A 13,018-nucleotide genomic window follows, 5' to 3' on the forward strand; every position below is an offset into this window, starting at 1 on the left:
AAAATTTGGGGTTATAAGTAACCTAATTTGAACCGGTTACAGAACGTTGATGCAATAATACAACTTTATTTTAAATCTTGGGATATGGTTTCTAAAAAGAAACACTTATTTTTGTGCCAAATCTTGAGAATTTAGCATGATTCAACGTATTCAAAGTATCTATTTATTTTTTGCCGCACTCATAAGCGGAATTTTGATTTTTTTCGTTTCTTTGTGGAGTAATGAGGCGGGAGAACCGGTGTTTGTGCAGGATGTAATTCTGGTGCTTGGCATGTTTTTAGGATCGGCCGTTTTATCTTTGGCAACAATATTTTTATTTAAAAACAGAAAGCTTCAATTTGTGTTGGGGCGACTTAATATACTGTTAAACTTTTTTTTGCTAGGAGTTTTCGTGTATTGGACACTAACTGTACCTGGAGAGATGGAAATCTCAGAGAAGGGTATTGGGATGTTTATTCCTGTTCTTTCTATCGTTTTTTTAGTGCTGGCCAATAAGGCCATTAAAAAGGATGAAGATCTCGTAAAATCTGTGGACCGATTTCGATAAACCTAATTTATCTTAGTGTTATTAGTGCGAGAAAAACCCGAAGTGAAAGCTTCGGGTTTTTTGTTTTTAAGCTTTTACTACCTGTTAATTATCCGGAATAACTCCACTCCCTATACTTAGCTGATGGGAGGAAGCATTCTATTCCAGTTCAATCACTACCAGGTCCATAATATTCCCTTCGTCTATATTAAACCGAAGCATCGTCCTTTTTTTATGAAATCCATATTTTCCTGCCGCTCCAGGATTCATGTGGAGAAGATCAAGTTTCTTATCTGGCATTACTTTAAGTATATGGGAATGACCGCATATAAATAATTTTGGAGGATTTTTTTGAATTTCTTCTCTAATGGCAGGAGAGTATTTGCCTGGATAACCTCCTATATGTGTGATCCAGACATCAACACCTTCACATAAAAACCTTTGATTTAGCGGAAATTCCTTTCTTATTTCATGGTCGTCAATGTTACCAAAAACCGCCCGAAGTGGTTTCAGTTCCTTAATCTTATCGGTTACTTCTGGATTGCCTATATCACCTGCATGCCAAACTTCATCGGCTTCGGCGATGTAATGCAAGATTCTATCATCAATATGACTGTGGGTGTCGCTCAGCAACAATATCTTTTTCATTTAATTAAAATTCAGGGTTCAAGATTCGAAAAATTCAAAATTAAGAGAAGTGGGGTTAAAGTTCAAAGATTTTAAAGTTTGAGTTTAACCGAATAAATGAAGTTGACCAATTTTCCGGGAGTAAAAAATCGAATTCAAAAGAAATCATCAAATTTTCCAATCATCAAATCATCCCTTTCTTCTCACTTGTCTCTTCTCTTTTTCCCGTATCTTTGCACAAAATCACGTAAAAGTATCAATTTAGATTGAGATATTTTATAGAACTGGCGTATAATGGAAGTGCATATCATGGTTGGCAAAATCAGCCTGATGCAGTTTCGGTACAGGGAACTCTGGAAACCGCACTTTTTACCTTATTGCAGGTTCCAATTTCGGTTGTGGGAGCTGGAAGGACTGATGCTGGAGTTCATGCAACTCAATATTTCGCTCATTTTGATGCGGAAATTTTACCAGACCTCCAACAGCTTATCTTTAGACTGAATTCACTTTTAGCTTCAGATATAGTTGTATATAATTTATTTGAAGTTCACCCGGAAGCGCATGCCCGTTTCGATGCGATAAGCAGAAGTTATGAATACCACATCATTCAGCAAAAAGATCCTTTTTTTTATGAAACAGCACATCTGGTAAAAAATGAACTGGATCTGGATAAAATGAATCTGGCAGCTTTTAGTTTAAAAAAACACACCGATTTTAAATGTTTTTCAAAATCTAAAACCGATGTGAAAACCTATAATTGTGATATAAAATCGGCGATTTGGGAAAAACAGGAAAATAAGTTGGTTTTTAAAATTACAGCAGACAGGTTTCTTCGCAATATGGTTCGGGCTATAGTGGGAACTTTGCTAGAGATTGGACTCGGTAAAATTCAGGTAGAGCAACTGGAGGAAATTATAAAAAGCAGGGACAGGCAAAATGCAGGAACTTCGGTGCCGGCAAAGGCCTTGTTTTTAACAGGAATTGAATATCCAAAAACTATTGTAGAAAAATAAATGGCGACAGGAACAGGAAAAGCTTTTGATGTAAATCTTTTTAAAAGATTGCTTAGGTATACAAACCCATATAAATGGACCTTTTATTTTGTGGCCGTTTCCGCGATATTATTATCGGTTTTTGCGGTTTTAAGGCCCTATTTGCTTCAAATTACCATAGATGACTCGATTCTTCCGCAGGATAATGAAAACCTGGTTTATTATATAAGTTTAATGTTGATAGCATTACTGCTTGAAGTGATATTTCAATTTTTGTTCATCTATTTTGCCAACTGGTTAGGGCAAGAGGTAATAAGGGATTTACGGGTAAATTTATTTGAGCATATGCTTCGGTTTAAAATGAAGTATTTTGATAAATCGGCTGTAGGAAGATTGGTAACGCGTGCAGTGAGCGATATAGAGACCATAGCGAGTATTTTCAGCGAAGGTTTGTTTGTAATTGCTAGTGATCTTCTAAAAATGCTGGTTGTTTTAGTTTTCATGTTCTATAATAGCTGGCAGCTTACTTTGCTGGTCCTTCTTGTTCTTCCTTTTATTCTTTATGCCACAAGGGTTTTTCAGAAGAAAATGAAAATAGCTTTTGAGGATGTGAGAAACCAGGTTGCCAATTTGAATACCTTCGTCCAGGAACGAATAACAGGAATGAAGATCGTCCAGTTATTCACGAGGGAAAAGGTAGAATATGAGAATTTTAAAGAGATCAATCAAAAACACAAAAAGGGCTGGGTAAAAACTGTTTGGTATAACTCCATATTTTTCCCGATTGCAGAGATGTCCACCTCCATTACCATAGGTTTAATTGTTTGGTATGGTGGTTTAAGAGTGGTAGATAATGATGCGTTAAGCCTGGGTATCATCATCATGTTTATTGAACTTGCCCAGATGTTATTTCGTCCGCTGCGTCAAATTGCCGATAAATTTAATACCCTTCAAATGGGAATGGTTGCTGCAAACCGTGTTTTTGCCATTCTGGATACAGAATCATCCATTAAAGATGAAGGGAAACTTGAAATTGATAATTTAAACGGAGCGATAGAATTTCAGGATGTTCGCTTTGGATATGAAGAAGCTGAAGAAGTTTTAAAGGGGGTTTCTTTCAAAGCAAATGCAGGAGAAACTATAGCGATCGTGGGTTCTACGGGTGCCGGAAAAACCACCGTGATCAATTTACTCAACCGTTTTTATGAAATTAACAGCGGAAAGATCCTGGTAGATGGAATGGATATTAGGGATATTACCCTGAAAACACTTCGGGCAGAGATCGCAGTGGTTTTACAAAATGTATTTCTTTTTGCCGATACCATTTTAAATAATATTACCCTTCATAACCCAAATGTTACCGAAGATGACGTAATACGCGCAGCCAAAGAAATAGGGATCCACGAGTTCATCGTTTCTTTACCAAACGGATATCATTACAATGTGAAGGAACGCGGAGTGATGCTTTCTTCCGGGCAGCGCCAGTTAATATCCTTTTTACGGGCGTATGTGAGCAATCCCAGCATTCTTATTTTGGACGAAGCAACATCCTCTGTAGATTCTTACAGTGAACAACTTATACAAGATGCTACCGATAAGATAACCGAAGGCAGAACTTCAATTGTAATTGCCCACCGCCTTGCAACTATCAAAAAAGCCAATAAGATTATGGTGATGGATGCAGGAAAAATCGTAGAAATGGGGACACACAAGGAATTGCTGAAAGTGAAAGGCGGTTTTTACAAGAATCTTTACGAGGTTCAGTTTATGGCTGAAGAATCAGTTTGATCAAGTAAGATCATCCCTTAATTTATTGATCAAATCTACATCATCTTCAAAGATCACTAACTCTCCATCCTTTAAATAGGAGATTTGTCCGGTTTCTTCGCTAACAACAAGGGCAATAGCATCTGTTTTTTCAGTAATACCAACAGCAGCACGATGCCGGAGTCCAAACCTAAGCGGAATTGTCCTGTCGTTTGAAACAGGCAGGATCACCCTGGTAGCAGTGATCTTATTGTCCTCAATGATAATCGCACCATCATGAAGCGGGGAATTTTTATAAAATATGGATTCAATTATTGGCTGATTGAGTTCAATATTCATCTTGTCTCCCGTGTTCTTTACAAAATCCAGGCTGGTAGATTTCTGTATTACGATAAGGGCTCCCGTAAATGTGCGACTCATAGCATCACAGGCATTTACAATAGCGTTAATATTGGTGCTTATTTGGGTGTCATCTTTTACAAACCTAAATTGTCTCAGGAATTTCCTGCGCTGTGTAAAATTAGTAGATCCTATCATTAGAAGGAATTTTCTTATCTCCTGTTGAAAAACCACAATTAGGGCAAAGATCCCGGCTCCAATAAACTCCCCAAAAACACTGGAAAGCAATTCCATTTGTAATAGCTGCGTAAGCTTCCAGAAAAGCCATACAATGACAATACCCACAAAAATATTGACGGCTACGGTACCTTTTACCAGTTTATAAATATAAAACAGGAGTATAGCCAAAAACACTATATCTACTATATCAAGAATGCGAAGGTTTAGAAAATCCAAATTTTAAGGCTTTGTGTAAAAGTAGAAAATATACGGTTAGTTTTTGAGTTGTGCGGTTAATTTCACGGTTTCCATCGCCTCCTTAACGTCATGAACCCTTAGTATATCGGCGCCTTTGGTGAGTGCAAAGGTATTTAGAACTGTTGTTCCATTCAATGCATCGTTAGGTGTGCAATTAAGGGTTTTGTAAATAGTAGACTTCCTGGAAAGTCCTGCCAATAGTGGTAATTCCAGTATTTCAAACATTTCAAGATGAGAGAGCAGTTCGAAATTCTGAGCTGTATTTTTTGAAAATCCAAAGCCGGGATCAATAATAAGATCGTTAATTCCAAGGGCTCTGGCAGCTTTAATTCTTTCTGAAAAATAAAAAAGCACTTCCTGGGTTACATCCCCATAGCTATTGAGATCTTTCATAGTTTGGGGAGTTCCGCGCATATGCATCATGATATAAGGTACCTGATGCCTGGCAATAACCTGCATCATTTCCAAATCCAGGTTTCCTGCTGAAATATCATTTACCATGACTGCACCGGCCTCAATACTTCTTTCGGCAACCATGCTTCTAAAAGTATCTACCGAAATTAAAGCTTTTGGGAAATTTTTCAGCAGAATTTCTAGTGCCGGGAGAACGCGTTTCAGTTCTTCATCCGGACTAATATCTGTTGCTCCCGGCCGGCTGCTGTAGCCGCCAACATCCAGGAAAGTAGCACCTTCATCAAGCATCACTTCAGCTTTTTTTAACAAAGCATCGGGAGAGGTATCCCGACTGTCTTCATAGAAGGAATCCGGGGTTACGTTTAGGATTCCCATCACTTTTGGAGTCTCGAAATCTATAAGGTTGCCTTTGCAGGTTATGGTCATTCTTTTGTGAATTGAGTTTATACCCGACTTTTTCAGCCGAAAAAATTAACTTTGACTATCTAAATAATTTGACCGAAATTTACGCAAATTAGAATGTTTTTATGAAGGATACTTCAAAACAATATGATTCCGTAGTGAAAACCTGCCGGGAACTATTTGTAAATAAAATGAAAGACTACGGAAGTGCCTGGCGAATATTGAGGCTTCCGTCCTTAACCGATCAAATTTTTATCAAGGCGCAGCGCATTCGTGGCCTTCAGCAAAATGCAACCCGGAAAGTAGATGAAGATGAAATCCCGGAATTTATTGGGATCATCAACTACTCAGTAATGGCTTTAATACAATTGGATTTGGGCGTTGTGAACCAACCCGATCTAAATCCGCAAAAGGCGATCGAACTTTATGATCAAAAAATATTTGAAACCAAAGTATTGATGGAGAATAAAAATCATGATTATGGGGAAGCCTGGCGGGATATGCGCGTAAGTTCTCTTACAGATTTGATTATTCAGAAGCTTTTGCGGGTTAAACAAATTGAAGATAATAAAGGAGAAACACTGGTAAGCGAAGGAATAGACGCTAATTATCAGGATATGATCAATTATTCGATTTTCGCACTTATCCTAATTGAAGAAGCTGCAGCATAGTTATTGATTTCAGAAGAAAACTGCTTAAAACAGTTTTTTTCGCTAACTTGAATTTTATCAATGGGTTTCAATACTCGCCTGGTAAGTACGGGTGGGATCTAATCGAAATTTAGAATTTTTCTTACTGGTACATAGCTCAAGAGCGTGTTTCAGAGTAAATAATTTAATATAAAATATTGCTTCTAACGGTATTGGGAGCCCACTTAAATTAGCAGCGAACGATGAAAATATTTGTAGGAATTGCCAGGATATTTGTAGGGATATTATTTATAATCTCCGGTTTTGTAAAATTGAATGACCCAATTGGGTTTTCCTTCAAACTTCAGGAATACTTTAGTGCAGGGGTACTGGGTATAGAATTTCTAATTCCGTTTGCATTGGTGATCGCCATTATCCTGGTGGTATTCGAACTGGTACTCGGGATTATGCTCATCATTGGCTATTTGCCCAAATTCACATTGTGGAGCTTGTTATTGATGATTCTTTTCTTCACTTTTCTCACCTTTTATTCGGCTTATTTTGATAAAGTGAAGGACTGTGGTTGCTTTGGAGATGCCATGCCTTTAACTCCGTGGCAGTCTTTTTATAAGGATTTGGTTTTGCTTTTTTTGATCCTTGTGCTTTTCTTTAACAGGAAATACATCACGCCTATTTTTGTTCCGGCTTCCCATAGATGGATCATATTTCTCTCTTTTATGCTCTGTTTTATCTTTGCATATTATGTGTTAATGCATCTTCCACTAATAGATTTTAGAGTTTATAAAGTGGGCAACAATATCCTCGAAAAAATGGAAATGCCGGAAAATGCTGAAAAAGCTACGTATCAATATACCTGGATGTTTGAGGATAATGGAAAGGAAATACTAATTAAGAATCAGGGGGAATATCCGCAGGTAACGGGAAAATATGTTGGAGTAGACACAAAACTGATTAGCGAAGGAGATAAACCGGCGATTTCCGATTTTTTTATTGAAAAGAATGGAGAAGATGTTACTAAAGAGATTCTATCAAGTGACAAACTGTTGTTGATTGTTGCCTACAACTTAAGAAGTACAGAAAAAGATGGTTTTAATGCCATAAAAGGTTTGAGTGAACGCGCCCTGAAAAAGGGATATACGGTAGTAGGGCTTACCTCTTCCAGTACAGAAAGACAGGAAGCAATTATAAAAGAATTCAGTTTAAATTTTGGATTCTATCAAAGTGATGAGACCGTATTAAAAACCATAGTACGCTCAAATCCCGGTATTTTAACCCTTAGGAAGGGGACAATTACCCAAAAAGTTCATTGGTTTGATTCTTCAGAGATAGATTTATAAATTTTTTGTAACAGGTTTTTTATAGTAGAATAGTCAAGTATGTTTGCCCGAATCTATATATTTGTAGAAGGTTGTTTATTACTGAAAATTATGAAAATCTCGTGATTTTGATTTTCTTATTTCAGAATAAAACTTAGGACAAAACAGCCTTATTAATAAAAATTAAAAATAGTATTATGAGAAAGAATATAGTAGCAGGAAACTGGAAAATGAACAATGATCTGTCTGAAACTCATGAATTGATAGCCCATCTAAAAATGCAAATGGTGAAAGAACCTACAGCCGAGGTTTATGTTGCACCTTCATTTATAAGTTTGTACAGTGCATTTCAGTCTTTGAAAGATACCCCTGTCAAAGTTGCTGCTCAAAACATGCATTTTGCTGAAAAAGGCGCATTTACAGGAGAAGTTTCCGCTAAAATGCTAAAGAGTATTGGGGTGAATACCGTGATTCTTGGCCATAGCGAACGAAGAGCTCAATTTGATGAAAGCGATGAGATCCTATCCAAAAAAGTTTCCGCAGCCATAGCAAATGAAATGGAGATTATTTTTTGTTTCGGAGAAGAATTGAAGGAACGTAAAGCAAATAAACATTTTGACGTGGTTAAAAGTCAGTTGGAAAATGCCATTTTTCACCTTCCAAAGGATGCGTGGAAAAACGTGATCCTGGCCTATGAGCCTGTTTGGGCAATAGGCACCGGCGAAACCGCTTCCCCGGAACAAGCTCAGGAAGTGCATGCTTATGTTCGTAAAATCGTGGCTGAAAATTATGATCAGGCAACTGCAGATGAGGTTTCCATTTTATACGGTGGAAGTGTAAAGCCGGATAATGCCCGGGAGATCTTCGCGAATGAAGATGTGGATGGTGGTTTGATTGGTGGTGCGAGTCTCAATGCGATAGACTTTCTTGCCATTGTAAATTCCTTTGAATAATGCCGCTGAATTATATAGAATTTAAATTTAAGATTTCTCCGTTGCAACCCGCTTCAGAAATTCTTATAGCAGAACTTGGCTATGCCGGTTTTGAAAGTTTTGTGGAGGATGAAGATGGAGTTACGGCATATATCCCTTCAGAAGAATATGATCCGGAAATGCTTGTAGGGATCCATATTTTACAATCGGAAGAATTTGAGATTACCTATACGTCGCTGGAAATTGAACAAATTAACTGGAACAGTGAGTGGGAGAAGAATTTTGATCCGCTTATTGTAGACGACGTGTGTTCTATTCGTGCTCCATTTCACGAGCAACCAGATACAGAATTTGATATCATTATAGAGCCAAAAATGTCCTTTGGAACCGGGCATCATGCAACTACACATATGATGGTGCAATTTATTCTTAAAAATGACTGGAAGGATAAATCTGTACTGGATATGGGGTGCGGCACCGGAGTGCTTGCCATTTTAACAGAAATGAAGGGAGCAAAGGAGATTGATGCCATAGACATTGATAACTGGTGCTACCAGAATGCTATTGAAAATGCAGAGCGTAATAATTGCGAGTTGATTTCTGTTTATGAAGGAGGTGCAGAATTGCTTGAAGGAAGAAAGTATGACCATATTATTGCCAATATCAACCGGAATATACTTCTGGAAGACATAAATGCCTATGCAGCCAGTTTAAACCCCGGAGGTAAACTTTTTTTAAGCGGATTTTATACCGAAGATATCAAAGCGATAGAGGAGGAATGTAATCGAAACAGATTAAAACTTGAAGAACAGCTGGAGCGTGAGAATTGGGCAGCAGTAAGTTTCACCCTCACTTAGGGTTAAAAGCTAAGGCCTGCCTGAAATGAATTTCATTCAGGCGGGCTTGCCCTGAGTTTTAAAAGTATTTTCCTTCCGAAATTTCGGGATATACCTTGTGGACTCCAGAAGGTTTTTAATTTTGAAATTAAGGTTGTTTAAAATAATAAGAAAAACAAAGGGTTTCTTCCCTTATAAGGGAAGCCCGCCCGAATGGGACGGGCGGGGTGGATTAAGCGGCACAAGTATATTTTTTTATAATTAGAATTTTTCTACCGATTAAGACGGAAGGGTTCAGGAATTTATCCATAAATAATCCCGGAAAAATCATTTAGAAGTGTGAACCAAATTCTAAAAATATAGAACTTTTCTTATCTTTGTAAATGAGTTTCAATAAAATATAGGAAGATGAGCACGAAGGAAGAAGTATTGGAAGAGGTTAAGACCAAGACCAAAAAACAGAAGAATTACGAGATAGTTTTATTTAACGACGATCACAATACTTTTGATCATGTTATTGAAACTCTTATTTATGCCTGTGACCATACTGCAGAGCAGGCCGAGCAATGTTCACTATTAGTGCATTACAAAGGGAAATGTACGGTCAAAACAGGTGCATACCCAGATTTGAAACCCAGATGTTCAAAGTTGCTGGATGCGGGATTAAGTGCAGAAATAATTGGATGAAAGGATAAACGAATGTTATTTTCCTACATTTAAAATTATTTTTTCCTACAAAAACATATTATTATCGTAGTTTTAAAGTGAATTAAGTACAAGAAATTGAGACACTGCTCAATATTGACTAATTAGCTTTAAACTAAATCTATGAAATTTAAAAAATTACCATTGATCCTTGCCTGTGCAGGGATTTTTTTTGTCTCCTGTGAAAAGGATGAGCTGGATCAAAATGAAGAATTAAAGGTTGTTGCTCAGGGGGAGGTTTCCCAGGATGTTATGGAAAAAATTGCATCTCTTCATTTCAATCCCGAGGGAGCCGAACTGAGTAAACTTCTAATGCCAGATGGCACCTTTGAAAAATCATATCTCATTGAAGGCGATATTGCGATGACCGCAGAACAAATGGACCAAATGAGTCCAAAGGATGTCAGCAGTAAACAGTACAGAACTTCCAACCTTGTAGCTACTCCAAAAACTGTTAATGTGATAGGATTCACAGGTAGTGGAGGCCAGGGGTTAACCGCTAAGCAACGCACTGCCCTGCAATGGTCTATAGATAATTACAATGCCCTTAACCTTAGGATCAATTTCACCCTTACTTTTGGAACCAACTACAATGCCTATGATATTGTGGTTTATCAAAATCCCAATGGACAGGCCGGTGGGGTTGCAGGATTCCCAAGCGGAGGCAATCCATACAAATATGTACAGATCTACTCGGGCATGGAACAGTATGACACCAATACCAACGAGCACGTGATGACCCACGAACTGGGACATGCTGTAGGATTGCGTCATACCGACTGGTTTAGTCGTCAAAGCTGTGGACAAAGCGGAGAAAGCGCAGGAGCAGATGGTGCGGTTCATATCCCGGGAACTCCAACAGGATTTGATCCTAATTCCATTATGCTTGCCTGTTTTGGATCTTCAGAAGATGGGGAATTTGGGTACTATGACCGGGTGGCATTAGATTACCTGTATTAAAAAATCAGGCAGTGTCTCAAACCTCAAAAAGGTTGTCCTATAAGACAGCCTTTTTTTGTGGGTAAAATTTCGTCTTTCAATATAAGATTTCCTCTACCATAAATAAAAACCCCATAATGATAAAAACTGGTGTAGGTTTGTGCCTTATTTCTATTGCTTCCCAGAGAAAAGAAAAGTTGAGGACGCTTATTCTTCCCCTTCATATCCGCTTTTAAAGAATACCGAAAAAGTGGACCCTTCCCCCAACTGGCTTTTTACTTCAACTTTTCCGTCGTTATTTTCTATCATCCTTTTTATGATATATAATCCCATTCCCGTACCCTCAATGTTGCTATTTATCCTGGTAGCCTTTTTAAAGATATTTTTCTGGTGCTCTTCCGCAATTCCCAACCCGTTGTCTTTTACCTTGAGCAGTACATAATCATTTATTCTTTTTGTGGATATGATTATTTCCAGGGGGCTTTCAGGACTTTTGTATTTTATGGCGTTGCTTAAAAGATTATAAACAATACTTCTTAAATTGTTTCTGGAAAATATAATTTCAGAGGTTTGGAAATTGGTAGTGATATTGATCCCTTTATTGAAGATGTCCGATTTTAAAGCAAGGATCACATCCTGCGCAATATTTTGAATATTGACCCTTTCCTCTTTTCCTGTTGCTTCAGGTTTTATTTCATTTTCTTCGGTAAAATCCTTGACCAGAGATTTCATAGTATTCGAGGTGGTTTTAAGCGTGCCTATCCATTTGGTGAATTGTTCGGTATTCTGGTTCTTGTAAGCTTGCATTAAGACATCGGCAAGGAGCACAATAGATGTAAGGGGTTGTCTTATATCGTGGGATAAGGCATACATTAAAGTGTCGTGCTGGGCATTAAGTTTTTCCAGTTCCTTAAGGGTTGTTATGCGGTTGGTGATATCCACAAAAGTGATGATCACCCCGTTGGTCCGGTTTTCTTTGAAAACTTTATAAGGAAGAATATTCATTTGAAACCATTTTCCATCAGTGGTTTGTACCTCTTTTTCAAGAATTTCGCTGGTAGCTATTACTTCTTCGATGTTTTCAATAAGTGTAGGATAGCGAATATTGTCCTTTACTTCATTAATATCCCGGTCGATATCGGCTTTGGTCAGGGAAAAATGAACCATTGCCGGAGGGGTGAATTTCCTAAGTATCATCTGCCCATCTACATAGAGCTGGGGTATAATAGTATTGGCGAAATAATTTTCCAATTCCTCATTTTTGACATATAAGTTTTTGGAAGGCTCTTTTTTTATTTCGGACATAAAAGATTTAAAATTGAATTAACGGTGCAAGGTACACAATAAAATTGACTGTGTCCAGGCCTTGCTTGCCTGAAACGGTGGGTTTTAGAAACATCTTTTCCCTTTTATAAGAAAATTGGATTTGATATCAAATAGCTCTTTATTTTCTAGGAGACATAAATGGCTTATAATAAAACCGCTCAACAGCAGGGACGAATTTTCATGACAATGATTTTCCCAGGTACAAAAGCCAGTACCATACCCTAATTTTATTTTAGTTTTACCACTGCGGTATGTTACTTCAAAAGGCCTTTATTAGATCACAAAAGCTAAAACTCCCGGTTCAAAATAATAACCTAAAGAGTCATTGATCGAATAAATGTTCTTGCAAAATGCTCTATAGACTAATCACTGGGATTTATTAATTTCTCAATTTGTACCGTTTCAATTAAAAAATCGAAAAGATGTTTCTGTATTTTTAAAAATAAACCTATATTTGCACCCGCAAAAAGGCCTCGTGGCGCAATTGAATAGCGCACTTGATTACGGCTCAAGAGGTTGCTGGTTTGAATCCAGCCGAGGTCACAAACGAATAGAAAATCCGCAGCGAAAGCTGCGGATTTTTTTAATTATAAAATACCCTCAAGCTTGCTTGAAAGGGTATTTTATAATTAAAAAAATCATCAAACCGAGAGGTTTGATGGGATTTCAATTCTCAAAATGGAGCTTTGTCCGGAAAGACGGAGTCAATCCAGTTACTATTTTTCTTGAAAGGGTATTTCAATTGAGGTTTGATGGCATTTTTATTCTCA

General features: G+C 37.6%; 14 protein-coding genes and 1 tRNA gene. 10 read left to right on the top strand and 5 right to left on the bottom strand.

Annotated elements, in window-relative coordinates:
* Positions 1-136: 136 nt before the first annotated feature.
* On the top strand, positions 137-547 hold the full coding sequence (locus GILLI_RS14370; RefSeq protein ID WP_006989843.1) for a DUF4293 domain-containing protein: 411 nt from the start codon (positions 137-139) through the stop codon (positions 545-547).
* A gap of 138 nt (positions 548-685) precedes the next feature.
* On the opposite strand, the gene GILLI_RS14375 is transcribed toward GILLI_RS14370, so the two are convergent.
* A complete protein-coding gene (locus tag GILLI_RS14375; RefSeq protein WP_006989844.1) occupies positions 686-1,174 on the bottom strand; it encodes a metallophosphoesterase family protein in 489 nt (162 codons plus the stop codon).
* A gap of 245 nt (positions 1,175-1,419) precedes the next feature.
* On the opposite strand from GILLI_RS14375, the gene truA reads away from it, so the two are divergent.
* Together truA and GILLI_RS14385 are read left to right on the top strand one after the other, a co-directional pair.
* The gene (truA, locus tag GILLI_RS14380) at positions 1,420-2,166 is read left to right on the top strand and encodes a tRNA pseudouridine(38-40) synthase TruA (protein WP_006989845.1); all 747 of its coding nucleotides are present in this window, start codon (positions 1,420-1,422) and stop codon (positions 2,164-2,166) included.
* Positions 2,167-3,933 (top strand): ABC transporter ATP-binding protein, encoded by a 1,767-nt coding sequence (locus GILLI_RS14385; protein WP_006989846.1) that lies wholly within the window; start codon positions 2,167-2,169, stop codon positions 3,931-3,933.
* On the opposite strand, the gene cdaA is transcribed toward GILLI_RS14385, so the two are convergent.
* Together cdaA and folP are read right to left on the bottom strand one after the other, a co-directional pair.
* Positions 3,934-4,707 (bottom strand): diadenylate cyclase CdaA, encoded by a 774-nt coding sequence (gene cdaA / locus GILLI_RS14390; RefSeq protein WP_006989847.1) that lies wholly within the window; start codon positions 4,705-4,707, stop codon positions 3,934-3,936.
* A 36-nt stretch (positions 4,708-4,743) separates the two neighbouring features.
* Positions 4,744-5,568: a dihydropteroate synthase gene (gene folP / locus GILLI_RS14395; RefSeq protein ID WP_006989848.1), complete on the bottom strand. Its 825-nt coding sequence runs from the start codon at positions 5,566-5,568 to the stop codon at positions 4,744-4,746.
* Between the two features lie 101 nt (positions 5,569-5,669).
* On the opposite strand from folP, the gene GILLI_RS14400 reads away from it, so the two are divergent.
* The 6 genes from GILLI_RS14400 (at position 5,670) to GILLI_RS14425 (ending at position 10,943) form a co-directional block, all read left to right on the top strand.
* The gene (locus GILLI_RS14400; RefSeq protein ID WP_006989849.1) at positions 5,670-6,215 is read left to right on the top strand and encodes a DUF1599 domain-containing protein; all 546 of its coding nucleotides are present in this window, start codon (positions 5,670-5,672) and stop codon (positions 6,213-6,215) included.
* Between the two features lie 221 nt (positions 6,216-6,436).
* Positions 6,437-7,531, top strand: coding sequence for a BT_3928 family protein (locus GILLI_RS14405; RefSeq protein WP_006989850.1), 1,095 nt, complete (start codon positions 6,437-6,439; stop codon positions 7,529-7,531).
* A gap of 176 nt (positions 7,532-7,707) precedes the next feature.
* Positions 7,708-8,463: a triose-phosphate isomerase gene (gene tpiA / locus GILLI_RS14410; RefSeq protein WP_006989851.1), complete on the top strand. Its 756-nt coding sequence runs from the start codon at positions 7,708-7,710 to the stop codon at positions 8,461-8,463.
* Entirely contained in the window at positions 8,463-9,299 is an 837-nt protein-coding gene (gene prmA / locus GILLI_RS14415) for a 50S ribosomal protein L11 methyltransferase (protein WP_006989852.1), read from the top strand. The genes tpiA and prmA overlap by 1 nt, the downstream gene beginning before the upstream one ends.
* Positions 9,300-9,686: 387 nt before the next feature.
* A complete protein-coding gene (locus GILLI_RS14420; RefSeq protein ID WP_006989853.1) occupies positions 9,687-9,965 on the top strand; it encodes an ATP-dependent Clp protease adaptor ClpS in 279 nt (92 codons plus the stop codon).
* A gap of 141 nt (positions 9,966-10,106) precedes the next feature.
* On the top strand, positions 10,107-10,943 hold the full coding sequence (locus GILLI_RS14425) for a M57 family metalloprotease (protein WP_006989854.1): 837 nt from the start codon (positions 10,107-10,109) through the stop codon (positions 10,941-10,943).
* 23 nt (positions 10,944-10,966) lie between these two features.
* Here the strand turns inward: GILLI_RS14425 and GILLI_RS18725 are convergent, their stop codons facing one another.
* Positions 10,967-11,146 (bottom strand): hypothetical protein, encoded by a 180-nt coding sequence (locus GILLI_RS18725; protein ID WP_006989855.1) that lies wholly within the window; start codon positions 11,144-11,146, stop codon positions 10,967-10,969.
* The gene (locus tag GILLI_RS14435; protein WP_006989856.1) at positions 11,130-12,227 is read right to left on the bottom strand and encodes a sensor histidine kinase; all 1,098 of its coding nucleotides are present in this window, start codon (positions 12,225-12,227) and stop codon (positions 11,130-11,132) included. Before GILLI_RS14435 ends, GILLI_RS18725 begins: the two co-directional genes overlap by 17 nt.
* A 490-nt stretch (positions 12,228-12,717) precedes the next feature.
* On the opposite strand from GILLI_RS14435, the gene GILLI_RS14440 reads away from it, so the two are divergent.
* A tRNA-Arg gene (locus GILLI_RS14440) sits at positions 12,718-12,791 on the top strand.
* Positions 12,792-13,018: the final 227 nt, after the last annotated feature.

Origin of the sequence: Gillisia limnaea DSM 15749 (assembly GCF_000243235.1) — a bacterium.
GTDB lineage: Bacteria > Bacteroidota > Bacteroidia > Flavobacteriales > Flavobacteriaceae > Gillisia > Gillisia limnaea.